The 25,921-nt window shown below is 49.4% G+C and carries 26 protein-coding genes and 1 tRNA gene; 14 read left to right on the plus strand and 13 right to left on the minus strand.

Annotation, left to right across the window (positions count from 1 at the left end; translation table 11 throughout):
- Positions 1 to 4 precede the first annotated feature (4 nt).
- Positions 5 to 508, minus strand: coding sequence for a hypothetical protein (locus GO003_RS12135; RefSeq protein ID WP_231088965.1), 504 nt, complete (start codon positions 506 to 508; stop codon positions 5 to 7).
- Positions 509 to 1,647: 1,139 nt separating this feature from the next.
- On the opposite strand from GO003_RS12135, the gene GO003_RS12140 reads away from it, so the two are divergent.
- Positions 1,648 to 1,830, plus strand: a complete 183-nt coding sequence (locus GO003_RS12140) for a hypothetical protein (protein ID WP_159658924.1) — start codon at positions 1,648 to 1,650, stop codon at positions 1,828 to 1,830.
- Positions 1,831 to 1,838: 8 nt separating this feature from the next.
- On the opposite strand, the gene GO003_RS12145 is transcribed toward GO003_RS12140, so the two are convergent.
- Positions 1,839 to 3,397 (minus strand): IS3 family transposase gene (locus GO003_RS12145; protein ID WP_231088858.1). Its coding sequence is split into 2 segments (ribosomal slippage): positions 1,839 to 2,935 and positions 2,935 to 3,397, totalling 1,560 coding nucleotides; the frame shifts between segments, so codons are not numbered across the junction.
- 76 nt (positions 3,398 to 3,473) lie between these two features.
- On the opposite strand from GO003_RS12145, the gene GO003_RS12150 reads away from it, so the two are divergent.
- The 3 genes from GO003_RS12150 (at position 3,474) to GO003_RS12160 (ending at position 7,064) form a co-directional block, all read left to right on the plus strand.
- A complete protein-coding gene (locus GO003_RS12150; RefSeq protein ID WP_159657968.1) occupies positions 3,474 to 4,940 on the plus strand; it encodes a C25 family cysteine peptidase in 1,467 nt (488 codons plus the stop codon).
- A gap of 362 nt (positions 4,941 to 5,302) precedes the next feature.
- Entirely contained in the window at positions 5,303 to 5,836 is a 534-nt protein-coding gene (locus tag GO003_RS12155) for an SH3 domain-containing protein (protein ID WP_206444719.1), read from the plus strand.
- An 829-nt stretch (positions 5,837 to 6,665) separates the two neighbouring features.
- Positions 6,666 to 7,064, plus strand: a complete 399-nt coding sequence (locus GO003_RS12160; protein WP_159657969.1) for an MAPEG family protein — start codon at positions 6,666 to 6,668, stop codon at positions 7,062 to 7,064.
- A 30-nt stretch (positions 7,065 to 7,094) separates the two neighbouring features.
- Here GO003_RS12160 and GO003_RS12165 read toward each other — a convergent pair whose 3' ends face one another.
- Both GO003_RS12165 and GO003_RS12170 read right to left on the minus strand, forming a co-directional pair.
- A complete protein-coding gene (locus tag GO003_RS12165; protein WP_159657970.1) occupies positions 7,095 to 7,598 on the minus strand; it encodes a putative toxin-antitoxin system toxin component, PIN family in 504 nt (167 codons plus the stop codon).
- Positions 7,599 to 7,625: 27 nt separating this feature from the next.
- Positions 7,626 to 7,883, minus strand: coding sequence for a type II toxin-antitoxin system Phd/YefM family antitoxin (locus GO003_RS12170; RefSeq protein ID WP_159657971.1), 258 nt, complete (start codon positions 7,881 to 7,883; stop codon positions 7,626 to 7,628).
- 274 nt (positions 7,884 to 8,157) lie between these two features.
- Here GO003_RS12170 and GO003_RS12175 point away from each other — a divergent pair.
- Positions 8,158 to 8,249: transfer RNA gene (locus tag GO003_RS12175), tRNA-Ser, on the plus strand.
- A gap of 785 nt (positions 8,250 to 9,034) precedes the next feature.
- Positions 9,035 to 9,940, plus strand: a complete 906-nt coding sequence (locus tag GO003_RS12180) for a helix-turn-helix transcriptional regulator (RefSeq protein ID WP_159657972.1) — start codon at positions 9,035 to 9,037, stop codon at positions 9,938 to 9,940.
- A 126-nt stretch (positions 9,941 to 10,066) separates the two neighbouring features.
- Here GO003_RS12180 and istB read toward each other — a convergent pair whose 3' ends face one another.
- Together istB and istA are read right to left on the minus strand one after the other, a co-directional pair.
- Positions 10,067 to 10,807 (minus strand): IS21-like element helper ATPase IstB, encoded by a 741-nt coding sequence (istB, locus tag GO003_RS12185; protein WP_231088825.1) that lies wholly within the window; start codon positions 10,805 to 10,807, stop codon positions 10,067 to 10,069.
- Positions 10,808 to 10,825: 18 nt separating this feature from the next.
- On the minus strand, positions 10,826 to 12,328 hold the full coding sequence (istA, locus tag GO003_RS12190) for an IS21 family transposase (RefSeq protein WP_331001638.1): 1,503 nt from the start codon (positions 12,326 to 12,328) through the stop codon (positions 10,826 to 10,828).
- Between the two features lie 187 nt (positions 12,329 to 12,515).
- Here istA and GO003_RS12195 point away from each other — a divergent pair, with 187 nt between their 5' ends.
- The 6 genes from GO003_RS12195 (at position 12,516) to GO003_RS12220 (ending at position 16,678) form a co-directional block, all read left to right on the plus strand.
- Complete coding sequence (locus GO003_RS12195) at positions 12,516 to 12,911, plus strand: hypothetical protein (protein WP_159659457.1); 396 nt, start codon at positions 12,516 to 12,518, stop codon at positions 12,909 to 12,911.
- A 32-nt stretch (positions 12,912 to 12,943) separates the two neighbouring features.
- A protein-coding gene (locus GO003_RS12200; RefSeq protein WP_231088858.1) for an IS3 family transposase occupies positions 12,944 to 14,502 on the plus strand; the annotation gives its coding sequence in 2 pieces (ribosomal slippage) (positions 12,944 to 13,406 and positions 13,406 to 14,502; 1,560 coding nt in all).
- Positions 14,503 to 14,554: 52 nt separating this feature from the next.
- The gene (locus tag GO003_RS12205) at positions 14,555 to 15,022 is read left to right on the plus strand and encodes a serine/threonine protein kinase (protein ID WP_231088966.1); all 468 of its coding nucleotides are present in this window, start codon (positions 14,555 to 14,557) and stop codon (positions 15,020 to 15,022) included.
- 51 nt (positions 15,023 to 15,073) lie between these two features.
- The gene (locus GO003_RS12210; RefSeq protein ID WP_159658525.1) at positions 15,074 to 15,931 is read left to right on the plus strand and encodes a hypothetical protein; all 858 of its coding nucleotides are present in this window, start codon (positions 15,074 to 15,076) and stop codon (positions 15,929 to 15,931) included.
- A 141-nt stretch (positions 15,932 to 16,072) separates the two neighbouring features.
- Entirely contained in the window at positions 16,073 to 16,234 is a 162-nt protein-coding gene (locus GO003_RS12215) for a hypothetical protein (RefSeq protein ID WP_231088967.1), read from the plus strand.
- A gap of 48 nt (positions 16,235 to 16,282) precedes the next feature.
- Positions 16,283 to 16,678, plus strand: a complete 396-nt coding sequence (locus tag GO003_RS12220) for a Druantia anti-phage system protein DruA (RefSeq protein WP_231089195.1) — start codon at positions 16,283 to 16,285, stop codon at positions 16,676 to 16,678.
- Here GO003_RS12220 and GO003_RS12225 read toward each other — a convergent pair.
- On the minus strand, positions 16,667 to 16,873 hold the full coding sequence (locus tag GO003_RS12225) for a hypothetical protein (protein WP_159658524.1): 207 nt from the start codon (positions 16,871 to 16,873) through the stop codon (positions 16,667 to 16,669). The genes GO003_RS12220 and GO003_RS12225 overlap by 12 nt on opposite strands.
- A gap of 345 nt (positions 16,874 to 17,218) precedes the next feature.
- Between GO003_RS12225 and GO003_RS12230 the strand changes: the two genes are divergently transcribed.
- Positions 17,219 to 17,356 carry a hypothetical protein gene (locus GO003_RS12230; protein ID WP_159658523.1) on the plus strand — a complete coding sequence of 46 codons (138 nt, stop codon included), beginning with the start codon at positions 17,219 to 17,221 and terminating at the stop codon, positions 17,354 to 17,356.
- 13 nt (positions 17,357 to 17,369) lie between these two features.
- Here GO003_RS12230 and GO003_RS12235 read toward each other — a convergent pair whose 3' ends face one another.
- From GO003_RS12235 to GO003_RS12250, 4 genes are all read right to left on the minus strand, one after another.
- Positions 17,370 to 18,425: an AI-2E family transporter gene (locus GO003_RS12235; RefSeq protein WP_159658522.1), complete on the minus strand. Its 1,056-nt coding sequence runs from the start codon at positions 18,423 to 18,425 to the stop codon at positions 17,370 to 17,372.
- A 388-nt stretch (positions 18,426 to 18,813) separates the two neighbouring features.
- Complete coding sequence (locus GO003_RS12240) at positions 18,814 to 20,934, minus strand: catalase (protein ID WP_159658521.1); 2,121 nt, start codon at positions 20,932 to 20,934, stop codon at positions 18,814 to 18,816.
- 236 nt (positions 20,935 to 21,170) lie between these two features.
- A complete protein-coding gene (locus GO003_RS12245) occupies positions 21,171 to 21,497 on the minus strand; it encodes a four-helix bundle copper-binding protein (protein ID WP_159658520.1) in 327 nt (108 codons plus the stop codon).
- Between the two features lie 652 nt (positions 21,498 to 22,149).
- Positions 22,150 to 22,641 carry a PRC-barrel domain-containing protein gene (locus GO003_RS12250; protein ID WP_159658519.1) on the minus strand — a complete coding sequence of 164 codons (492 nt, stop codon included), beginning with the start codon at positions 22,639 to 22,641 and terminating at the stop codon, positions 22,150 to 22,152.
- Positions 22,642 to 23,157: 516 nt separating this feature from the next.
- Here GO003_RS12250 and GO003_RS12255 point away from each other — a divergent pair.
- Positions 23,158 to 23,334 carry a CsbD family protein gene (locus GO003_RS12255; RefSeq protein ID WP_159658518.1) on the plus strand — a complete coding sequence of 59 codons (177 nt, stop codon included), beginning with the start codon at positions 23,158 to 23,160 and terminating at the stop codon, positions 23,332 to 23,334.
- A gap of 232 nt (positions 23,335 to 23,566) precedes the next feature.
- Here GO003_RS12255 and GO003_RS12260 read toward each other — a convergent pair whose 3' ends face one another.
- Both GO003_RS12260 and GO003_RS12265 read right to left on the minus strand, forming a co-directional pair.
- Positions 23,567 to 25,048 carry a phospholipase D-like domain-containing protein gene (locus GO003_RS12260; RefSeq protein ID WP_206444758.1) on the minus strand — a complete coding sequence of 494 codons (1,482 nt, stop codon included), beginning with the start codon at positions 25,046 to 25,048 and terminating at the stop codon, positions 23,567 to 23,569.
- Between the two features lie 583 nt (positions 25,049 to 25,631).
- Positions 25,632 to 25,844, minus strand: coding sequence for a hypothetical protein (locus tag GO003_RS12265; RefSeq protein WP_159658517.1), 213 nt, complete (start codon positions 25,842 to 25,844; stop codon positions 25,632 to 25,634).
- Positions 25,845 to 25,921: the final 77 nt, after the last annotated feature.

The raw sequence follows: 25,921 nt of genomic DNA on the forward strand, positions 1-25,921 counted from the left end.
CTCCTCACGCCAACGGTTCATCGGCATCGCCGAACTGCAATCCGCAATCCTGGCACACGTAGTTGTGTAACACCTTTTGGTCGATGACCTGGCCCAGCTTGGCGCCGGTCACACCCGCCGCGGTGGCCCCGATCAAAGCACCCATCAAAGCGCCGCCAACTGATCCGGCAGCGGCTCCGACCGGACCGCCCAATAAACCTACGGTCGCGCCAAGCTCGGCACCCATAGCGGCACCGGAACTGGAGGCCACCCAACCGCTCATGGCGCCGCCGACGGCACCGACCGTGCCACCCATTCGCTTGGCGCGGTCTAACGTAATCACCTGATGTGATCGACAAATCGGACATTGCATACCCATCGCTAATACTCCTAAACAAAAATGCCGGAGGTATTCTTGGATAGCTGAACGCAATAGCGCACAGATACTTCCAGGACTACCATCCGGCTGGAAAAGACCAACGCTGACGTCTGGCGTCATGCGTTGAATGACAAAAGCAAGCGCACTCATCCGCGAGTAGACGCAAGGTCTACTCGCGGATGAAGTAAGCTCAGGGTAGGTATATGTGATTGAGATTTTTTAAGAACGGTATGAAATAATGCATATTCTGATGAGATATGCCACCGATTGATTTAAATATCAAAACCGCCAGGCATACCGATTGATACCCAGCTTTGGTCGGCCCCTGTCGGCCAAAAGCTGCCCGCCGTTTAAGCTCAATTGACGGCAGCAATAAACCTGAAAGCTGCCCTTCAGCAACCACCCAATATGTTTAAAATATCGGGCATTATGTTAAATAATTTTCAGGGGTAGTAGATAGGTTCTTTTTGTATAATGTTTGGGTGTTTTAAAGCCCATGACAGCCACTAAAAAAAAGGGAGTTGTTTTCAACGTTAGACAAAAGGGTTCAAACTGTCTAATGTCCGTAAACCGTTCTTAAATTCATAATGGTTTTGTGTAAAATCGGAGTTTGAAGACCAATAAGAACGAAAACGTACACTAGGTGCGTTTAATAAAACGACAGAAATGTTTCATAGAATTTTCATGAAAGCCTTATACAATAAGATTTTCAGCCCGTTTTCGACTTCCCAAAAGTAGCCTGTTCTGACCGTGGAATTTTTAGGAGATTTAAACTGCCAGATCATTTCATTCCAAGAACTAAAGAGTTTGTGTTGAATATCGAGCAACGGAGAGGCTCACAGAGCAACGCTATCTCAGTACTTAGTCCCAATGTTATCGTTAGTTAGTCCGCGTAACTTACAATAGCGATTGGTTATAAATCCTATGAAACATTTCTGTCGTTTGACTAAACGCATCCAATGTAGATAGATAACGCCGCTTGCGTCATGAAATCTGTCATTTTTGTAGACTATTTTGGTAAATTTTGCAATTATCACTAGCAGTACCAGTTCGATAGGTGGCACCGTGACAACTACGAACACAACATTTCCCTCACTGAACCCTTAAAGATTTTGCAGACCATCAGGTGCAGGAGAGTGATTAGAGCATGTCGAGCGAGTATGTCCGCGACTTGATGCACAACGATCAAGTCAGGCAAGCGGGCTTGTCCTCCTTCGAAGTTTGTCAACAGGTCCCGAGCGGGGCTACCCATTTGTGCCGTGTGCACGTGACATCAGGAGATTGAAGCCATGACCATCGAGACTATCCCCGGCAGCGACAGCCGCTATTTCCTCATCAGCTTCGACAAAGACGGCCGGGAGCGCACCGATGACCCCCATGCCCTGACGGGCCGGCTGAGCGACTCGGTGGTGGAGGAACTCGCCGCCAACCCGATCACAGATGCGGTAAATGTCAACGTAGTTGTCGCATGAGTTGAAAATTAATGAACGGTAGTGTCGGTATTTTTTACCGCACTATCGCTCGGTTTATCGGGATTTAAACAGACTTCTGCCTGCCATTCCCAGTTTCGGGTATTACGACTCCAGCGCTCCGGTTTTTTGGCTTTAGCGGCCTCGTAAACGGCCTTGCGTTGCTTCAGGATCGCCCGATCTTCACCCCTGTGGCGTTGCTCAGGCGTTACAAATTGAATGCCACTATGCCGATGCTCATGGTTGTACCAGGCGACAAAGTCGGTTACCCAGTCCCTGGCGGCGGTGACCGAGGCAAACGGTTGGGTCGGATACTGGGCGTCGTATTTCAGCGTTTTAAACAACGACTCGGAATACGGGTTGTCGTTACTCACCGCCGGGCGACTCCGTGAGGGTGTGACGCCAAGCTGCTGCAAGGTTGCCAGCAGCGTTGCCCCTTTCATCGGGCTGCCGTTGTCGGAATGTAACACCAACTGGTGCGGTGGAATCCCTTCTCGTTGGCAGAGATCCGTGATCAGATCGGCCGCCAGTTCGCTGTTTTCTTGTTCATAAACTTGCCAGCCGACAATCTTGCGACTGAAGATATCCATGAACAGATACAGATAGAAAAACTGGCCTTTGATGAGGCTGGTCAAATAGGTGATATCCCAACTCACCAGTTGTTTCGGTGCCGTCGCGATGAGGGCTTTCGGCTTACTACGCTCGACCGATGGACGGCAGGCATGACGGTGTTTGACTTGTTTCGCCTCGCGAAAAATGCGGTAAATCGTCGACTCCGAGGCATAATACTCGCCGCGTTCGGCCAACATCGGCACGATCTGATGCGGTGTTTTGTCTTTGAACTCATCGCTGTTGGCTAGGGCTAATACCTGAGCGCGTTCTTCGTCACTCAAACGATTACAAGGCACGTGTTGACGGCGCGTGCGACCGTCAACCGGCACGGCTTCGGGACGTTGCCAACGTTGTAATGTGCGTAGCGGTAGCCCCATCACCTCGGCAGCTTTGGCTTTACGGGCTCCGTGATCAAACGCTTCGTTAAATAAGGTGAGTAAATGGGTGCGTTCTGCAAGAGGGATCATGGCGCCTTTTCCTCCCAGAACGCGTGGCACTTTTTTTGAAGAATCAACAAAGCGGCGGCTTCTGCCAAGGCTTTCTCCTTGCGTTGCAGGTCTTTCTTCAGTTGTGCAATCTCGTTCTCCAAGGGTTTCAAGGCTTTCCTTGAGACTTGGCTGGGTTCGGTGGCCTCAAGAGGTTTAATAAAGTCTTGTTGCCACGTTTGCAGGTGATGGGTAAACAAGCCTCGTTCACGGCAAAAGGCATTGAGTGCTTCGCCTTCCAAGCCCGCGCTGGCTAGCAAGGCTTCAAACCGTTGTTCCCGAGTCCAGTCTTTAGGACGTTGTTGATTCATAGTGTTTGTTGTTGATTTGGATCGTGTCTGTTTAAGCCAGCCTTTCAGAGTAAACACACTGATAGTCAATTCATCGGCAATCGATTGAATACTTTTATCACCGCGTTGCAATACTTTACTCAGGGCTTGCTGTTTAAATTCTTCACTATAACGGGTTTGCATTTTGTACCTCTATAAAATTTTAGAGGCGACAACTATCCTGACACTGAGGGCTACCTAACTACTACAGGAGCCACTCATGCCAGACCAACAGCCCGAAAACCTGCTCTATTTCAACGGTATCAATGGCGACAACGGCGACTTCCAACTGCCGCCGATGACCGCGGCCGAGCTCACCGCCTTCATCAAGGGCGAGGGCAAGCCCGAGAACCTGAACGAACTGCGCTACCGAACCCAGACCCGTGGCATGAAGCATCTGGGGGTCCGTGAGGGCGTGGATCCCAAACGCCTGGACCAGACTGGCTGGGGCCTGATCCTGGCCCATGACGCTGACCCGGCCATCAAGGAAGCCTTGGCCCCGCTCCTGGATCTTCGCGCCGCCCAGGCGGGGGAGCGCTTCCGGGTCTACGAGGGAGCCACGGGACACCGGCCGGACGAAACCAAGTCGGCCTTCCTGGCCCGTCACAAGGTGGGCCCCGGCCCCGCGGACCCCGACAAGGTGCCTTATTATCTCCTGATCTGCGGCAGCCCCGAGCGGATCCCCTTCCGTTTCCAGTCCCAGCTCGATGTCCAGTATGCTGTGGGGCGCATCCATTTCGAAACGCTGGACGAATACGCCCACTATGCCCGCAGTGTCGTGGAGTCCGAGACCCGCCCGCTAAAGGTCGCGCGCCTGGTGCGCTTCTTCGGCGTCGCCAATCCCATGGATCAGGCCACAAGCTTAAGCGCCAAGCATCTGGTGACACCCCTCAAGGATAAGCTGAGCGCCGAACTAGCCGATTGGACCTTCGGCGCGGTGATGGGGGAGGAGGCCACCAAGTCCAGGCTGGGGCGCCTGCTCGGGGGCGACGAGACCCCGGCCCTCCTCTTCACCGCCAGCCACGGCATGGAGTTTCCCCTGGGCAGCCCGCGCCAGTTACCGCACCAGGGGGCGCTCCTATGCCAGGACTGGCCGGGTCCCGGCACTCATCGGGGACCGATCCCTCCGGACTATTATTTCGCGGGCGATGACTTGACCGCCGACACCAACCTACGGGGACTCATCGCCTTCTTCTTCGCCTGCTACGGGGCGGGTACCCCAGACCTGGACGACTTTGCCAAGCAGGCCTTCAAGGACCGCAGCCCGATTGCTCCTAAGCCCTTTATGGCCGCGCTGCCGACCCGAATGCTCGGCCTGCCCCGAGGCGGGGCGCTCGCGGCGATCGGGCACGTGGAGCGGGCCTGGACTTACTCCTTCCGATGGGAGAAGGCGGGCGACCAGACAGAGGTCTTCCGCAGCACCTTGCACCGCCTGCTGGATGGGTACCCGGTGGGCTCGGCCCTAGAGTACTTCAACGAGCGTTATGCGGAACTCTCGACGGTCCTGACCGACGAGCTGGAGGAGATCGAATTCGGAAAGCAGTCCGACCCCTATGAGCTCGCCGGGATCTGGACCGCCAACAACGACGCCCGCGGCTATTCCCTGATTGGAGACCCGGCGGTGCGCCTGCCGGTGGCGCAACCCGGAGAGGACCCGCAGGCGCGTCGGCCAATGGATGTGGTGTAGAGGAGGTTGCTAATCAACAAAAGGCGCTAAAGTCCCACGCGATTTAGTAGCAAAGCTTCCGGAGGACGGCGATTATCATCTGTATGTGGTGATGGATGCCGATCAGGCGCGGATTGGCCGATTGATTCGATTCATACTGGCGTTATCCAAGGAGACGCGATGAATCCAGGGTGTACATCGCGTACCTTAAACCATACTCCGACATGGAGCGTATTTAATTTCAGACTTTCATTCTTCAAACGACCAGTATTTCGGTTTTTTCATCCGGTTAAAACTTATTCTAATTAAGTGTCCGTGCATGCAAGTAAAAATACCCGCCTTTTTCGCCATCGCTTTTTTAAGTTTAATATCGGACAACGTTATTGCCCACAACAATAGCCCATCCTCAACCCCCCCATATGGACGGTGTACCCGAGGTCGTGTCCCGCAGTTCGGGTGAAGTTGAAGTGCGTATGCCGGGTGGTTGCGTCGCGCTTTACGATAAAAGCGGAGGGCTTATCACCCGCGGCAGCAGTTACAGCACAAGCGATCGTAGCCGCGCCGATAAGGCCGTTGCGTCTTACCTACGCGAACAGGGTGTTAGCGTCAATAGCCATAGCGGCGACCAAAATCACGAAATACCGCCCGCAACCAGCAACGACTTTGCCGATGGGCTTGCCGGCGGACCGGACTTTTGGGAGGTAATAGAATTAGCTCCTGGCGACGCGCTTAACCTGAGGTCGAAGCCTTCCGCCAAAGCCGGTGTGGTCGTTGGTTTGCTCAGCGGAACCGTGCTGCGCAATCACGGTTGCAAAATGCAGGGTGGCCAGCGTTGGTGCCAGGTATCTATGCGCGACGATCCCAGCCGCCGCGGCTGGGTTGCCGGACGCTATCTGCGTGAATCGTCTCAGCAATAGGGTGATCAAGCGATCGTAGACGAGGCATGGAAAGAACCTCACACTGTTGAAGGCGGGGTCTATTTTTTCACGATCGTCGATCCCTTAAAGGCCGAGCCGAACTGTGGATACGCTTGAGGTGGTTCTGGTCATCTGTGCTTTTATCGGCACCGAAACGTTCATAACCAGGCGCTTCACATATCGATGAGATCAGTTTCGATTGATTGTGTAAAATTTATGACTGTCTGTAACTTAACAGAAGTGCCAGTTGGTTCGCTAATACAACTGTCCGCTTTCCGAGAAGAACCGGACGGTAAGTTATTGGGAGCCTATGACCGGTTTGGGTCGATTGCAGCAATTCGCTCATTCAAAAGCCCTCAACATCTACCGACGCAATCATGCCGGAATCGGTGGCAGAATGTCTTTCGGAACTGGTGGCTGTTTTGGTTCGGAATACGGATAAGTAATCAATCACCTGTGGAATCAAAGTGCTTAACGAATAGATATACTGCGCGCGGTCACATTTGCGGATAATGAAATGAGTAGACCTCAATAATAGCGATGGATAGCCAAGCTTTGAAATCCGCAATCCTGACCGTTCGAGGTATTTCAGTCAAGATTGTTGCGCTAAGAACCTATCTTGCTGGAACAGGGATGAAAATTTCAACTTCGTGGATGAAGTCGTTCGGCTGCACTTAGCAGACCTGGTGACGGAAAAGGTGAAAATTCATAACAGGCATGTTGTCCAGAACGAGATGCTCTCTTCAATTGACGAAGCGCTTGCAGCCCACTAAGCTGGATGGCCTATCAAGCTCAGAAATTGAGCACACATTTGACGAGGATACCAATCATGGCTATTGTCGCTCCTGTAACAGCTCTAACAATGATCGCATTACTACCGATTTACATAGGTCTAGCTTTTCGAGTTATTAAAAAGCGACGGGAATTCAAAGTACCGGTCGGCACGGGGAACCAGTCAGAACTGGAAACTGCTATCAGAGTCCATGGCAATTTCTCAGAGTACGTGCCCTTCTTCTTGCTGTTACTGCTGGTAGCCGAGATCAATCAAGCGCCGATTTGGTTACTGACGTTAGGTGCGTTGATGATGATTGCAGGGCGATTGATTCATGCCATAGCCATCCCAGCGGGAGACATACCCAAAAGGATAATAGGCATGCAATTAACCTTTATTGCCATGGTCACTGCTGCCATCACCAATCTTGTTCCGTTTGTTTTGGCCCTTTTCTGAGCTCCCAAGTTAAAGCAATACCAGTTATCATCAGACAAGTGGCAAATAAATCTCAAGCGTACTCACTTTATCCGAAGACACCCGTCGGAATCTTGGAAACAGCAAACTACCCATCAGGCCTGAAACCATAATGATTACAGGACCGAGAATAGAAATGTTTCGATAAGAATTCATATCAATCAAATGAGGATCGCCACTCAAGATTAAACTCGCTTTTCCATCAATAGCCAATTCTAAAAATTGATTATCTTTGGGATCTGGACAATCTTTAATAGCTGAGCGGATTTTGATCAATTCTGTTGCTTGAGCCACAACTGTTAAAAGTTCCAAACGCATTTCATCCGTCAGGTATTTCTCAAACTTGGCTCGGTAGATGACATCAATCAACTCGGCCAAAGTAGAATCAGAAGAGACTAACTGAAACTGTTTTAGAGTCAGTGAAAATTCCTTTTTGGAAATCGACTTGGGTAAGATGGCAGCGCTGATCGCTAGACTGGTGTCGATTACTATACGTTTCGATTCAACGGTTGGCATGTACGAATGCGTTGATGTCCTCTTCGGTTAAGCCGTCTTGTTCGGCGGTATTGCCCAATTTTGTGAAAGCTGATCAAACGCTTTTACAGCAGTGTCACCTATCAAGGGCGACAACTCGCTAATCATTTTCATAACTTGCAGCAACGTTTTGGCTGGGTCTCCGGCAGTAGAAAGCATGACTGATACAGGTTTGCCGCGGCGCGTAATCAAAACCGGTTCCCGTTGCGATGTATCGATAAATTCACCGAAGTGGTTTTGGGCATCTAATGAAGTCATCGTTCTCATATCAACACTCCGATTTATCAAGCAACTGTTACAGCTATTATGGCTGTTTCATGGTTCGTCGCATTATCTTTAGCGAGGTTCCAGGCCGCCAAATTGACTAACGCGAAAGATTATTCATAACACTTAATTGATCGATCTGACCAATTCCAGTTCATCGCATTAAACACCTGTCTCATGGGAAAAACTACAGTAAAAACTACAGTGGTTCATACTGCAGCTTACTACTTTTAACAACTTTACACGACGCCACACTACTGATAAGCTGTTGTTTATAGGGAGTATTAAGTAGTATGCAGTTGCTTGATAGTTGTTTGAATCGAACTTTTAATGCGATGGTCGTGCGTTCGAATCGCACACGACCCACCATCAATAAATATATAAATCAACCAGTTAACTTGCTAGGGCGACTGGTTTTTTTGTGCTCAAAATTTCCTTGCGTGACCCGGTATTAAATCTTAGCCAGCTTTTGTTCTTTTCAGCACGGTAAGAGAAACACCACTTTCCATGTCGCAAATGCTGTTAACAGCATCAGTCAATTCTTTCAGTTCAGCCGAAGAATAATGTGTCGTGATATCTCCCGTAGTATGATGCAAAAAAACTTTACGTGTTTCAAATGAACCCCCCCGCTGTTCTTAATCGTCTTCCAAAAGTGTGCTTCAAGTTATGAGGCCCCTTGTTGTAAGAACCATTGCAAGGAAGGTTTGCATTTTTCCACGCATTTTTCCATGCCGTGGTATGCATTCGCTCCAATCGCTTTTCTTTATATGGAAAAACATATTTGGGATTAAGCCCTCGCTGCCCCTCTACGACTGACTGAGCAATACGATTTAGCACCACAATTTGATCTTCCTTGTTTTTTGCGCCTGGCCAAACTCCATCGTCATAAGCTATCGGTTTACCGGGGGTTATGAAAATCGATGTATTCAGAGCGTGGACTTAACGAGAATACCAATGGCCTGAAGGCGTTTGGGTTTGTGAGCGTTCACGCACGGCACCATTGCGGTGGCCATCGCCTGCGGGTGGATTTGTAGCCATATCACCTCCTATAGGTTAATAATATTGATCTTAATGAAAATACTACATAATCAAAAAGATCATGTAAATTGTTCAAAAAGTTGATTTATTCGCTAAAGTCTTTAGAATGCAACGCTATGAATAGTGCAACACAATCAACATCAACCCTGGACGCACTGAGCCACGCACAGCGGGAAAGGCTCATCTTTATCGAATTTCGTTTGTATTTTCTGGGTGATGTGGGGCGACAAGACTTAATACAGCGGTTCGGCATAGCACCAGCGGTAGCGACCAGAGACTTTGCACAATATCGAGAGTTGTTCTCGGACAATATCCAATTCGATAACAAATCTAAATGCTATGTGATTGGCAAAGCCTTCTCGCCGGCGTTTACTCACTCCGCAGAACGTGTATTGACAGCATTAACACGCGGATTCGGTGAAGGTAACGTGGCAGGTAGCGAATTTTTGCTTACTTGTGAATTACCGAAACTGCTTAACCAGCCATCCGTGGCGATACTGGCTCCGATTACCCGGGCGATACATCAACAAAAAGTCGTCAGCATCGATTACACCTCGCATAGCAGCGGATTGTCGACGCGAGAAATTATTCCGTTCGCCTTGGTGAACGATGGTTTACGCTGGCATGTCCGCGCATTCGATAGAAAGCGGCAAATATTTCTGGATCTTGTCATTACGCGTATTTTGAGAAGTGAGCTAATTGAAGACAGCCCGGTTGTGCCTCATGAACAATCGAGTGCAGACATTCAATGGAATCGAATCGTCGAATTGGATCTGGTACCACATCCCAATCAAGAGCATCCCGAGATCATCGAAAACGATTATGGAATGACAGGCGGTTTGTTACATCTCAAGTTGAGAGCAGCAGTCGCCGGATACGTATTGCGCCAATGGCTGGTGGATTGCTCGGCCGAACATAAGCTGCTAAGAAAGGAATATCGATTATGGTTAAGAAATCACTTGGCCCTCTATGGCGTATCCAGCGCAGAGTTCGCTCCCGGTTATGAGGCGCCGAAGGATTAATGAGTCGATAAAAACCAGGATAAGACAGTATGAACCAGTTAGCGACGATTGATGCCGTGTTGTCAATGGCCAACAGAATTGAGCCATTTTCGGCCATTAATTTTGAGCCACTTTTCCAGAGAAAAATTAATTATTCAGCTTTGATTTCAGTCGATAGCTTTCCCCTCCCAGCATAAAAATGTGTGAATGATGGATGATTCTGTCCACGATGGTTACGGCGACATTACCGTCAAAGAAGAACTCTCCCCAGTGGGTAAATTCCTTGTTCGTCGTCAAGATGATGGACCGGTATTCATACAAGGCGTTAATCAGTTGAAACAGGTTATGCATGCCTTGTTTGTTCATAGGCAGATAGCCGAGTTCATCGATGATTAACAAATCAAATTTCAGTAGCTGATTAATCTTCTTTTTCAGCTCGCCTTTTAATTCCGCTAATTCCAGGGCTTCAATCAAGGTCAGCGCCGTACTGAAATACACTTTGTAACCGGACGCTATGGCCTTAAGGCCCAGGCCAATAGCCAAATGTGTTTTACCGACACCCGGTGAACCAATGAACACGACGTTTTCCCTGTTATCAAGGAAACCAAAGTCTAAAAGACTGTTCACCTCCCGTTTGCTGATGCTGGTTTGAAAGACGTAATCAAAGTCATCCAGGCTTTTATGCACGGGAAAGCCCGCCCGCCGTTGGTTTTGTTCAATACGCTTGCCATTCCTCTGCTGTAGCTCTAGCTCTATCAAGGTCTCTGCAAAATGCAGATAGGAGACCGCATGGGTTTCAGCTTGGCCAAGCACCGTCTCCAAACCTTGGGCAATAGCCGATAGGTACAAGCCGCGATATTTATGGGCAACGCTATCAATGGACGACATGGCTGCCTCCCTGACCGGTTAATTGGCCATTAAGGACAGCTTAATGCGCCAAGGCGCTGGCTGCCTGGGCAGGGTCAGGTTGTGCCCCACCCTTGCTGCGGACACGCGTTCAGGATTCAATTGGTAAGCATCGAGCAGCGCGCGGAACTGAGTCGCCGTTAAGCGCGGTGCCGTCAGAATACGCGCTAACAAATCAGCGTTTATAGCACCGTAGTTCACCAGATGGGCGGCGATGATCTGCTTGGCGCCCACTAACTGATCCTTGTAGATTTTCGGTGAGGTGGCCTTCAATAGCGCGCATAACCGCTGACTGGCACGCGCGCCCAACTGCTGTTCTAGTGCGGCTTCCAGCGCCTCAACACGCTGCTGCCTATCCCGGTAATGATGGGTGTTTTTAATGAGCTGACCTTTCTCCAGGCAGATAACGTGTTCAGCAATCCTGTCACCGCTGGCCAGATCAGTAATCAGCAGTTGCCCTGCATGAACCGCTACACCTACCTTGGCGGATTGATAGGCCATGGGCACCGAGTATTTATTCGATTGCCAGGAAATCAGGCTGGTTTTATCAACCTGTCGGGTTTCGGAGGCTACCGCCTGATGCGGTAAGCAGGCAGGCGTCAAATAAGACTGCATTTTGTCTTTTTCTTCCCGGTCATAATGCACTTGAGGCTGTTGCTGTGTTGAACCATGGAGACGCTGATTAGCAAGGGTATCCAGCCAATCCTTTAAATAGTTTTCCAGTGCCTGCCAATCGTTGAATTCTTCACCATAGAAGCCATTCTGTTTGACATATTTAACCCCGGCTTCCACCTTGCCTTTGCTTTCCGGGTCATAACCCTCACAAACCCGGATATGGAAACCTGCCGCAGTCGCGTATTGAGAGAAGCGTTGGTTTAACTCCAGCTCGCGGAAGGTTTCATTAATGACAACCAGTTTGGTTTGATCATAAACGCATTCTTGCGGCCTGCCGCCAAAATAACGAAACGCGGCATCATGCTGATAAATCAAGGTTTGCGTGTCGATTGGCTGAGATGACACAGAGACATGCATCAGCCTGGAATAAGACAGGACAAACACCATGAAATACACGGTCGTTTCTTTGCCGGCAATCATTACGCCACGCAATTCATCGCCATCAACCTGACATTGCACCCCCGGCATCATATCGAGTACGGGCTTGTAATAACGCGCTTGCTTGAAGCTAATCTCATCCTTCAATGTTTGAATATAGCGGCGCACCGAACGATCAGAGACAGCCAATTGGTCAACCTTTGCCTTGAGTTTTCGCGCCACCTTTACTGCCGACAGGCCGGGATAAGTTTGCAAGAGATGAACAATATAGCTGCGGTATTCATCCAGTTTTTTGGTTCTGTCGGTTTCTGACAACTGCTCAGATATGACGGGTTCAGGCATTTTTAAATATTTGCTGACGGTATTGCGGGATAGTCCCAATTCTTTAGCAATCTTACGCTCTGTTAAGCCGTTGCCATTATCGTATAACGATTTGATCTTATGAATCACAAGCCACTCCTTCATGTCACTCCCGGAAAAAATTCGGGGACTGTCTCAGATTTATTTTTAAAATGAAAGTCTGAAAAAGTGGCTCAAAATTAATGGCCATTTTTGGCTCAGTTTAATTGGCCATTAACAAGGAGGCTCTGGTCAATAAGGACATCCTGAAAATGCAGCTTTATTTTGGGGCCGGTGAGTGAATCTTTATCTATCCCCGGAATTGCAAGCTACTCGGCGAGGCCGATTTTTAGCCAGCCTGTTGGCTATTTCGCCGTCATCGGAGCAGACATTTCCCAAGGAGGGGTTTGTTTTAATGGCGGGTGAGCAGTTGCAGGCATCACCAGAGCTGCAAGCGGAAGGCATCGCTTGGAGTCGTCAGCCCGGATGTACACTGCTTTTGCTGCCACCCTACAAAGAGGGAAGTATTTTTCCCTCTTTGGATTGGGTAGTTGAGTTAACGTCTCAGCCTATGACTTGTGCCACGCAAGCGTCTTTAGAGATGATTCTCGCGGGAGAGCTATCGCATCAACTTCAGGGTTCTGACGATGACGGCATTAGCGATTCGTCATTGAATCCCTCAGTGTCAGGATAGTTGTCGCCTCTAAAATTTTATAGAGGTACAAAATGCAAACCCGTTATAGTGAAGAATTTAAACAGCAAGCCCTGAGTAAAGTATTGCAACGCGGTGATAAAAGTATTCAATCGATTGCCGATGAATTGACTATCAGTGTGTTTACTCTGAAAGGCTGGCTTAAACAGACACGATCCAAATCAACAACAAACACTATGAATCAACAACGTCCTAAAGACTGGACTCGGGAACAACGGTTTGAAGCCTTGCTAGCCAGCGCGGGCTTGGAAGGCGAAGCACTCAATGCCTTTTGCCGTGAACGAGGCTTGTTTACCCATCACCTGCAAACGTGGCAACAAGACTTTATTAAACCTCTTGAGGCCACCGAACCCAGCCAAGTCTCAAGGAAAGCCTTGAAACCCTTGGAGAACGAGATTGCACAACTGAAGAAAGACCTGCAACGCAAGGAGAAAGCCTTGGCAGAAGCCGCCGCTTTGTTGATTCTTCAAAAAAAGTGCCACGCGTTCTGGGAGGAAAAGGCGCCATGATCCCTCTTGCAGAACGCACCCATTTACTCACCTTATTTAACGAAGCGTTTGATCACGGAGCCCGTAAAGCCAAAGCTGCCGAGGTGATGGGGCTACCGCTACGCACATTACAACGTTGGCAACGTCCCGAAGCCGTGCCGGTTGACGGTCGCACGCGCCGTCAACACGTGCCTTGTAATCGTTTGAGTGACGAAGAACGCGCTCAGGTATTAGCCCTAGCCAACAGCGATGAGTTCAAAGACAAAACACCGCATCAGATCGTGCCGATGTTGGCCGAACGCGGCGAGTATTATGCCTCGGAGTCGACGATTTACCGCATTTTTCGCGAGGCGAAACAAGTCAAACACCGTCATGCCTGCCGTCCATCGGTCGAGCGTAGTAAGCCGAAAGCCCTCATCGCGACGGCACCGAAACAACTGGTGAGTTGGGATATCACCTATTTGACCAGCCTCATCAAAGGCCAGTTTTTCTATCTGTATCTGTTCATGGATATCTTCAGTCGCAAGATTGTCGGCTGGCAAGTTTATGAACAAGAAAACAGCGAACTGGCGGCCGATCTGATCACGGATCTCTGCCAACGAGAAGGGATTCCACCGCACCAGTTGGTGTTACATTCCGACAACGGCAGCCCGATGAAAGGGGCAACGCTGCTGGCAACCTTGCAGCAGCTTGGCGTCACACCCTCACGGAGTCGCCCGGCGGTGAGTAACGACAACCCGTATTCCGAGTCGTTGTTTAAAACGCTGAAATACGACGCCCAGTATCCGACCCAACCGTTTGCCTCGGTCACCGCCGCCAGGGACTGGGTAACCGACTTTGTCGCCTGGTACAACCATGAGCATCGGCATAGTGGCATTCAATTTGTAACGCCTGAGCAACGCCACAGGGGTGAAGATCGGGCGATCCTGAAGCAACGCAAGGCCGTTTACGAGGCCGCTAAAGCCAAAAAACCGGAGCGCTGGAGTCGTAATACCCGAAACTGGGAATGGCAGGCAGAAGTCTGTTTAAATCCCGATAAACCGAGCGATAGTGCGGTAAAAAATACCGACACTACCGTTCATTAATTTTCAACTCATGCGACAACTACGTTGACATTTACCGTATTGGCACAGGGGGGTGTGGAGGGCCGAAAAACTGGCTGATGGCGAGATCGTAGCGGTAAAGATACCCAACAAGGATCTGACAAAAGATGATCGCCTGCTTGCAGAGGGAAAAGAACTTCTGACGATAGATTCCCATCCAAATATAGTGCGCATTTTCGACATGGGGCGAATTCCACCAGAGAACGAGTGGTTCTTTATTGAGATGGAGTATTTTCCAAGCCAAAGCCTCGCTCAAAAACTGGAGCAAAGGAATCAACATTTTGGCAACACGTTCGAGCGGCTGTTTGGAATGTATGCACAAGTTCTTGATGCGGTCGGATTTCTGGCAGCGTTGCCTACACCTATCTCGCATGGTGATATAAAACCGCACAATATTCTGGTTGGAGCAAATGATCTAGTTAAATTGACCGACTTCGGAAGTTCCGCACTTCCCGAGAAAATTTATGTTCGCACCAGAGAAAATGGTGGTACGGTTTTGTAAGCCTCGCCTGAGTTTTCAGATAGCGTTTCGCGTAAAGGGTCGTTTGAAGACTTGCTAAGAGGCGATATATACAGTCTCGGTGTCCTTCTGTACCAGTTACTGACCGGGCAACTTCCGCATGATACGCCTTCTCAAGTGCGGCGCCATGCACCATTTAAGCGTCCCAGCGAAATCAACGCCAATATCGTCGCCTCAGTTGACGAATTAATTCTTCGCTGTATGGCAAGAGAGCCATCGGACAGATACCCTGATATTAAAACCCTGAGCTCCGCTTTTGAGTTGGTGAGACAACACCAACTAAATAACCCGCTATATGCAATTTCATCGTCAAGTCGAAATGTTAATACTGATTGGTCAACTTCAGTCATTGAAGCCCTGGAGGCTCAAGATTACCTGAAGGCGGCGAAGATAGCGGGGGCAGAGTTTGTCCGCACTCACGACTTTGAAGCGCTGCTTCAGCATCTGAATGCTCTTTATCGTGCGAATAGGTTGTTTGAGTTTGAGGAAATATTCGATCGCGAATACCAGAGCACTATTGAAGGCGCCGATATCAAAGCGATACGGTTGCTGGCTATCAAGGCCTTTTTGTCCCTCCGAAAAACTGACCGTGTAAAAATACTCATAAAGGAAGCTATTGCATTGGATGGCGAATCGTTGGAACTGGATTTCTTGTTGGCAACATTGTTTGGCTTGGAAGCCAACTTCCCTGCAGCACGTGAAATGTTAGAGACAATCAATCGTAAGTCTCCGAGTAAACCGCTGGTTTTGATACGACTCATTCAAGTTTGCGAGCAAATGCGCGATTATTCTGCTTCTGTCGGTTACTTAAGACATGCTCTGCGTGTGACTAGAGAATCAACAGAGCTGGAAGCCAAGCGACAGCGCTATCAGGACCTGGGGCTTTGGTAATAGGATTAAATGAAATTAACACTGTATATAGCGCAAGGGGGCATAAACAGGATGAATTTGTCCTATCGGTATTTGATAGAACATTCATAGCGTTAGCCTCCTATCTGAACATAGTGGCTATTTCATAGTATAAAACGGCTCATGAAAATCAATCTTGAGCACTTGTCCGTTCGTCCCGCCACCAAAATCGAAGAGTCACGCTATCGGGAGTTGATGCAACAACATCACTACCTGGGCGATCTGGCCAAGATTGGTCCTACGCTTTGGTATGTTGCCACCTATGTCGAAGCATGGGCAGTCTAACTTAGCTTTTCCGCAGCCGCCTGGAAATGTAGCGCCAGAGACCGCTGGATTGGTTGGCGTTACCGGCATCAATACAGTCGTCTGAATTTTATTGCCAACAATAGCCGCTTTCTCATCTTGCCTGACTGGCACTACCCCAACCTGGGCTCCAAAGTCTTATCCCTCAGCCAACGACGCATCTCTGCCGATTGGCAGACGCATTTTGGCAAAAAGTTACTGCTGCTGGAAACCTTCGTTGACCCCTCACGCTTTCACGGCACGGTTTACCGTGCGGCAAATTGGCATTGCGTGGGGCAAACCCAAGGTTATCGGCGTACGAATGACGGTTATAGTGCTAACGAACAGGCATCCAAGCTGGTTTTCGTTCGCCCCTTGCAAGCGGATGCGCAAGCACTGCTCGCGACCCCCCCTCTTAGACGCCCGTTATCAACCTCAATCGCCTAACATGATGCTGACCGCTGAACACATGACTTCGTTACCGGACTTTTTTAAAGACATTTCCGATCCTCGCCGCGCCGCTGTAAAAGCCACTTCAAAACTCGATAAGCCAAAAGCCAAGCGGGGTAAAAAGACAAACACAAACACAAACGAAGACCAGTTTGATATTTTCCAATGAAGATGAATTCGGTAATCCATCATGACGCTTGATCTCCCAATCCTTGCTAGGCGCTTAAAGCGGGCATGTGAAATTCAAGGCACTTTTCGCGTTAGTAATTGAAAGGACTTCAACGCCGTCATTCCGGCATGGATTGCCGGAGCCGTTAGACCGCGTAAGCGAATCCAGGCCACAAGGATGTGAAAGTCTAACGCCATCCATGGCTTCTGGACTCCGGCAATCCGTGACGGGGTGATACCAACGATTAATGTGAACATAGACAAATTCAAGCTATTGATGCTGGGGTTGGAGAACAGGCTACAGGTATCACCAGCGATCGCTTAAATCAGATCGAATCAGGCTCAACCGAGCAGGAACCCTTTGAACAAATGCATACTTTGTATCTTCGCGATGGCGACGATTTCCTGACAGAAGATCGTCGGGCGATTAAAGAATTTTTATATCTGAGCGAAATCGAGGCATTTTTGAAGCTAAACCATATCGGGTTTAATGAATACCCTTTGTGATTGATAACGCTGATTAAGCTTTACGTTTACTGGCCTGGCTTTCTTGTCCCATGATATCCCAACAGGTAACGAATAACGCCGCAATTATAGGGCCCAGTACAAATCCTGTTAAGGAAAACCAGGTTAATCCACCCAAAGTGGATACCAGTACTAGATAATCCGACATTTTACTGTCTTTACCTATCAGCCGTGGCCGCAGAAAATTATCAATCATACCAATGACTAAAATGCCGACCGCCAAAACGATAACCGCATTTAACGTTTGACCTTGTAACAATAAAATAACCGCAGCGGGGCCCCAAATTAGCGTGCTACCTATAGGTAATAAAGATAAAATTATCATTAACATACCCCATAAAAATGCAGCGGGAATCCCTACAAACCAAAATAAAAAGCCCCCAATACTGCCTTGAATAATAGCAACGATTAAACCGCCTTTAACAGTCGCTCTGGCTACGCTGGTGAAACGCTCAAATAATTCTTTTTCAATTCCGTCACCGATAGGTATTAAAGAGATGAGTCTTCTTATTATTTGATGACCATCCCGCAATAGAAAAAACAGAATGTAGAAGGCCAAGGCAAATTGAACGATCAGAGCTAACAGGTTTTGGGTCAATGCCGGGACTTGTTGGGCGATATATTTTACGGCTTGTGCAAAGGCATTCCCTGCGGAGGCGCTTATCTGTCCAACGCTTAATGCTTCCATATGTGAAAACTTATTGAATGTTGGCAAAAGAAGCGCGAGTGTTTCTTGAAAATAACTTTGGGGATTAATTTCCCCGTCTTGAATTTTTTGATAAAGGGTTGTACTTTCCTCGGTAATCATCAAAGCGATAGTCAGCAAAGGGATAACAAAAACCAGAATAATCATCATCATGGTTAAAAACAACGGCAGTACTTCTGAGTTTTTATAATATTGCCTCATCCGGAGATAAACGGGATCAAAAACGACTGCCAGAATGACGGCCCAAAAACAGGCTAATAAAAAATCTTTAATCAGTAGGAAAAATGACACCGTTACCAACATTACAAGGGTCAGAAAAAGAATATAAGGGGTATTTTTTTGCATGAAAAATAAGTTGAAGCAAATGAATCGGTTCGTCATCCTATCATATAGATCGCGCGGCTACCTTTACGGTTTTCTGACGCGTTCGTTTGTACCATAGCTGCGTTACCTGCATGGATGTAGGTAAGGGGCGGAACCAGTAGCGCAAGCTTTGCGAAAACAGCTATATAGCTTAGCTTAACGACCGTTTCCGCGTCTTGCTCTCGAACAAAATAGCCTTGCCATAAATCTATAAACATCACCGCGCGAAGTATAGCGAAGATGAGTTTCCGAAACGGGTGGAATCCGGAATGGATGCTATAAATCCCGCTTCACCAATTCAGGCGTAATAATGAATACTACACCTGAAACTAGAAAGGGGAGTTAACACCCAAGAGCAACGGCATTCTTATCAAGCGAGTGTTCTGACACTGGCTTCCCGGTCCCACTGACGGGTCTTGGCTGCGGCAATAAAGCTAAAGCGATCCAGGGTATCGAGTGCAATCACACCGGCGTCTGGTTCGATCCCCGCTGCTTTCAGCAAGGCTTCGCCGCCCTTGTCAACGCCAATCGCTTTCAGGTGACCGAAGGCGTCGCGCACGAAATCGATGGCGGCGGCTTCCTTGCCCAATAATGCGGCGGCTTTTCCGGAGAGAATGAGGGCGACCGCGTCGAACATCACTGACGGCGTACCGGCTAATTGCCCGTCGACTTTCAAAAGGGAGCCATCGGCGAGTTTCGCTTCGCCGATTTTAGCGGCGATAATCTTCACTTTTGCGCCGGCTTCTGTGACTGCCTGTTGGACAGCCTTGATGCTGTCCGCGTCCGATCCGTCCCCGATCAGTATCCCGACTGCACGGCCTTCCAGCGTGTCCTTCATCTTGCCGATCAGTTGCAGCGCCGGGGATCGATCTAACTCCTGAACTGCAACAGCCGAAGCGGGTTCTGGTGGCAGCTCGCTCATACCGAGACCGCAGGCAACCCGTTGAGCAAGGTCCTCTTCAATAAGGCGTAAGTGACCGACCATGGACTCGCGGATGTGCGGATGCTCGACTTTCGAGAGCTCAAACACCAACGCGGAGGCAAGATGGGCCTGTTCGACGACGTTTTGGCTGAGATAGAATTGCCGTGCCTGGCTGTAATGGTCGGCAAAACTCTCCGGCCGAATCCTCCCCTTTACGCCGCTCTCGGCCAACGCCGTGCTGTAAAAGCCGGCCTCCGGTTGCTCGCGCGGGGAACTCGCTGCCAGGGTATTCGGTTCGTAGGACACGCGGCCGGTCGGTTGCGCCATTTGCATATGACCGTCGCGCTGATGATTGGCGAACGGACACTGCGGTGCATTGATGGGTATCTGATGAAAATTCGGCGAACCGAGGCGTGATAACTGGGTGTCCTGATAAGAAAACAGACGCCCCTGCAATAATGGATCATTCGAGAAATCAATGCCGGGCACGACATGGGACGGACAGAATGCCACCTGTTCAGTCTCAGCGAAGAAATTATCCGGCCAGCGGTTGAGTACCATGCGCCCGATAACTTGCAACGGCACCCATTCTTCCGGTATCAATTTGGTCGAATCGAGATGATCGAACGGGAAGGCATTGGCTTCCTCCTGGGAGAATAGCTGAACCGCCAATTCCCATTCCGGGAAATCCCCGGCTGTAATCGCTTCAAATAAATCACGGCGATGAAAGTCGGGATCGGCTCCGGCAATCTTGACCGCCTCGTCCCAGAGCGTCGATTGTAAACCGAGTTTCGGCCGCCAGTGAAATTTCACGAAAGTCGATTCGCCAGCGTCATTGACCAGACGGAATGAATGAATACCGAAGCCTTCGATCATCCGCAGCGAGCGCGGCAAGGTGCGGTCAGACATCGCCCACATCACCATATGCATGGCTTCCGGTGTCAGTGAAATAAAGTCCCAGAAGGTATCATGTGCTGACGCTGCCTGAGGAAAGCCACGATCAGGCTCCATTTTAACGGCATGAATCAGGTCGGGAAATTTGATGGCATCCTGGATAAAGAACACCGGGATATTATTGCCGACCAGATCCCAATTGCCCTCTTTCGTATAAAACTTGACGGCGAAGCCGCGAACATCTCGGGGAGTATCTCGCGAGCCGGACCCGCCTGCTACGGTTGAGATGCGCGTGAACAGCGGCGTTTTTTCGCCCACTTCGGTCAGCACTTTGGCGGTAGTGTATTTTTCCAGGGATTTGGTAAGCTCGAAGAAACCATGTGCGCCTGTGCCCCGAGCGTGGACAATACGTTCAGGAATGCGCTCGTGGTCGAAATGGGTGATTTTTTCCCGCAGGATGAAATCTTCCAGCAGTGTCGGACCGCTCGGATGGGCTCTCAGTGAGTTCTGATTGTCGGAAATCGGTAAACCCTGGTTCGTGGTCAACGCAGGCTGATCGCCGCTGGCCGTTTGGTGCCACTCTCCGCCGTTGCCGATTGAAACGACTACTTCTTCCGGCCCGGACTTTGCCGGTTTGCCCTTGACGGGTTGAGCCCCTGTATGTGCTTTGGTCATTATGAATCTCCAATTAATTTTGCGCGACGGCAACTTGCCGTCGCGACGAGGTGGGTAATGGACGCGTTGCCTTACTGGAAAAGCACTCGCAAGTGAGGGGGTCCGGTCAACGTCGACGAGGGTGTCTGCTTGCGTGGCGGCATAGGACCTATTGAAATTGCATGACTAAGTTGTCACGGTTAAATCCATCAATAGAACTGGATTTTGCGTGCATCTTAGACGTAATAAAGCGTCTTTTAATGGCTTGCCATAGCGCGACAGCTTGCCGCGCAATCCCGGCAAGCCTTTTCACAATCAGTCATTCCCAATTCGGCACAGCTTTTGGCGCAAGCTTCACACACTTCAGCGCAAAGGCCGCAGTAGTGTGCAACAAATTCCGAGCCGGATAATTGCAAGTCAGCCGAAGTCTGACAGATCTGCGCACAGTTGATCATTAGCCGGAAATGGCTCGGTTCAACATGCTTACCGCCGGTTTCAAGGCAATGGTTCATGGCGGTCTGCAAGCAAGTCTGATAGCACTTGGTGCAGGCATCAATGCATGATTGCATAGGTTTAGTGTTCATAATTTTGCTCCTGTTTAAGATTAAAAACAGTGGTTAATTTATATTGCTACCCTTTTAATCCACAGTTGGACGATTTTAGTTTCACTGTTCTGGAGGCTAACGTCTGTGCGGTGTCGCTCACTAAAGTTAAAGGAGTTCGGAGAAGTAACCTGTTTATACCTTTCGCACTTCAAATTTCGGCATAGCGGAGGGCGCCTACTATATGCTGTTGCCAAGCAAGTCCGGCATTTGGTCGGGCTAAGTTGACAGAAGGTATTAGCTTAAGGTTCGGCGTTGTTAGCGTCGGATGGGGAGCGACGCCTCCCTGTTCCGGCAATGTCGGCACATATCACCACAGGCTTCAAGATTCTGTATTAACGACGAGCGGACGAAAATGAAACGTTGGTGCATTCTGCTTCTCCGGGATGGGTAAAGGCAATGTAACGACTTAACTAATTCAATTTAGATAATGACTGAAATCGTTTGGACTGAACCAGTTACCTTTTGGCCTTTGGTCAGGCTCATGCCGACTGAAGTCAGTACTTCATGGGGCCAATCAATAATGGTGTTGTCGATTCCACCCGGGATGTGTTCACCTTTTCACTTCATGATTATTGCAAGCTATTGCCAAATCATTTCAATGATTGTGGCCCTGCACCATTGAAACCATTTTTCAGGGTTTATTGGGATAAAACTGATTGAGCCCCTCGCGCTGCAGTTCCCATTCATTCGAACTATCCGGCCACTGCTTCTTATCAAATCCCGGAGCTGATGTGAAGGTGGTTTTATCCAAATCAAGCAGGTAATACTCCTTATCGCGCGACCCATTCAGTGCCTTCCACGGAACAATAAAGAGCTTGTCCCCCATACCTAATACTCCACCGAAAGAAACGACGGCATAGACTACTTTGCCACTCCGAGGATCGAGTACTAATTCCTTGATGTTGCCAAGGTTATCTCCTTTAGGGTTTTTCACGGGGGTCCCGATGATCTTGCTGGCCCTGGTCACCCGCTGCATCGACTCATTGCACGTCTGGACACGCTCGGCCGACTCTCCACGACTCTCTTGCTTGAGTACCTTCTGCGTTTCTTTGACCGCACAAGACGGAACGACGAATGTCGCACTCAAAAAAAGTATGGTTACAAACGGATTTATTATTTTCATACTATCCTCCGATTCCTTAAATCGATCTCGGTAAGATTACCAATTTACTCGGCACGTTGCGGTGCTCTTAAGGCCAAACAAACTCTAAGCGAAACATCAAGACGCGGTCGGTACGTTAACGCGCATACTATCGCATACCGGCAATATGCCTCGAGTTTCCCGATAGGAGTAGGGTTCTGATAAATCGAGCCGGTATTGGCAGGTTGCTATCGCAACCTGTCGGCCTTTTGGGGCCGGTTTTGCCTACGCGGCAGATGAAGGTTGAGGTCGGCGATAGGCAACCACTGAAGCCGCACCTTCATGAGGCAGTTGTATAGGCTGATTCTTTATCTATCCTGACACAGGGGGCCAGACAAGCGGTTTGAAAGAGTCTGTGCAGTTAAGAATCTGTGTGCGTTGCCACACCGAACGCGTTCAGTTTAAAGTGTAGAACGGGTATTAAGCGATGGGATACATTATTCCGGGCTTTGGTCACGACTATCGGGTCATGGCTAAATTAATTACCAGGAGACACTCATGAACAAAGATCAAGTAAAAGGCCGAGTTGAAGAAGCCAAAGGTAAAGTCAAGGAAACCACCGGTAAGATACTGGATGACAAGGATATGGAAGTAGAGGGAAATGTCCAAAAGAACGTCGGCAAGGGCCGGGCGGGATGGGGTGATCTCAAGGACGATCTGAAGAAAAACAAATAAAAGGCGTATTGCTGAGCCGCAGCAATTTTTAAGTTTGATGAAAAAAGGGTAGGCTTAAACTTTGCGGGGATGGGTATACGGCGTCCTCGTAAGGCTTACCCTACCTGGGGTTAAGCACGATGAATTCAAGGCGCACCCGAGTAGCAATTAATCCCTCGACAGCTCACGATAACAACCCCTTCCTTCTTAAATGTCCTCGGCGATAGCTTTGGGCCTTTTCACTTGATGCCTCTTATAACTGTGAACTAAAGAGTCCTGCGAGGCTGTCCAGTACCTTGTCTCTCCACGGCCGACTCTCCCATTCCTCCAGTGTTATGCGGCGCGAATCGCGCAAATCCTGTTCGAAAATACGCACCTGGATGCGCGCAAATTCGGCGTCGTAGACGTTTAGGTTCGCTTCATCGTTGACGCTGAACGAGCGACTGTCGAAGTTGGTCGATCCTACCGATGTCCAAATCTTGTCCACGATCATTACCTTGCAATGGAACATCGTCGGCTGGTACTCGTAGATCTCGATACCTGCGCGCAACAAAGGACCCCACTCGTAACGCGACGCGCGCCGGAGTAGTTTCCGGTCAATGTAAGGGCCGGGGACGAGCATCTGTATGCGAACTCCGCGCTTTCTTGCCGCGATAAACGTGTTGACCGCAACGTTATCAGGAACAAAATAAGACATCGAGAGCTGCACCGAAGTTTTTGCCGCGGCGATCGACAACAGATACATCAGCTGCGCACTTTCGCCACCGTCGCCAGGCGAACTCGTGAAGACCTGCGCGACCTGTGCGCCGGCCGGTTCGATCGGAGGAAAATAGGCGGCGCCGTGCAATACGTGTCCGCTGACTTCGATCCAGTTGTCGAGGAACGCCGCTTGCATTTGCGCGACCACTGGGCCTTCAATACGAAAATGCGTATCCCGCCAATGCTCTGGATCCTGCGCATTTCCGGTCCAAGGTATGGCGATTCCAACGCCACCGGTGAAACCGATTTTACCGTCGACCACCAGGAGTTTGCGATGAGTTCGGTGGTTCATCCTGGCAAGCGTATACCAGCGCAGCGGATTATAGCGGAGCACTTCTATCCCAGCCTCCTCCATCAGCGTGACATAGGTTTCGTCGATATCGCCGCTGCCGAGCCAATCGAGCATGACATGCACGTGAACGCCGGCCCGTGCCCGCTCACTTAGTGCTTCGGCAAACTCTTGGCCGATGGTGCCGGACCAATAAATGAAAGTCTCGAAAGTAATCGTTTTCTGCGCGCCGCGGATGGCTTTCAGCATCGCAGGAAAGATTTCGTTACCGTTCACTAGCGCTTGGACACGATTGCCCTCAATAATCGGCGGCCCTAACAGACTACCCATAGACCTCAGGAATTGGGAATCGGCAACCGTGTAGAGCGTTTCAATGTGACGGTCTATCGGTTTGTCACCGAGACTTAAATTCGCGACCAGCAGCACACCGAGTGCTGTTATCAGGAACGTTGCAATAATGCTAACCATGGTTATGCTCATCGCCATAAAATCACGTAAAGTTTGCCCTCTGGCCGTTGGTATGCGGATCGACGCTTCACTGATGGCCTGAAAGCGAAGCGGCGGGTAACCCGACAGTCTTGCGGGCCGAATCACCTGTTGCGCCTGGGCACGCTCGGCTGATGACTCTTCTCGGCTCTCGCGCTTGAGTTCCTTCTGCGTTTCTTTGACCGCAAAGGAGGTATCCAAGAATGTCGTACTCAAAAAAACACTGTTCAATGGGATTTGTTGTTTTCATACTATTCTCCGATTCCTTAAAACAATCTCGGTAAGATTACCAATTTACTCGGCACGTTACGGGGCTCTTAAGGCCAAGCAAACTCTAAGCGAAACATCAAGACGCGGTCGGTACGCTAACGCGCATACTATTCATGCCCGTCTGGAAACGTGCATCCAATGCCATGGAGGGTAAGCTTCGAGCTATCCATGTGACCGAGATTCTCTTACGCGGTCTAACGGCTCCGGCAATCCCTGCGGGAATGACGCGCTCGAATACAGTTAAAGTGTTAGAGCTGAAACATCTTTATAATCAGGTCTCTGGTTGATTGGCAGATATCATTTTCACCTTGGTCCCGGTTCCCGGTTGGCGATCCTGATGTTGGGCGGGATGGGGTGGGGTGCTTAATTTCAGCCAATACTGGCTCAATTTTGTTAACCATTGACAACAATTGATGGACTGACTTTTTTTGTAAAAACTCCAGGTTATAACTCAGGAATCGATGGGGAAAATACTCAAATCCCTATCGGCTTAGTGGGCTTAATTTGTTAATTTCTATTTTGCGACCCCTAATTTTACTGGCGGCATCTGGGTTAACGCAACGTCGGCCCCCAGTTTCACCTCGATCGGTTTATCAATAACCAGGGAAATGGGTTTGTCCGTTGAAACATTCAAGTTCACAGTGAGTGGGCAACCTGATAAGGTAAATGCAATCAAAACAAAGATACTAAATTTCCACTTAAACATTGTTTGAAAAATTTTATTCATAGTGATTTGACTCCTAAAACCTTTGTTGATTTTCAACTGTTTAGAAATGAAACTAACATGAGCCCATTTCCTTTTGT

It is taken from the genome of Methylicorpusculum oleiharenae (assembly GCF_009828925.2).
GTDB lineage: Bacteria > Pseudomonadota > Gammaproteobacteria > Methylococcales > Methylomonadaceae > Methylicorpusculum > Methylicorpusculum oleiharenae.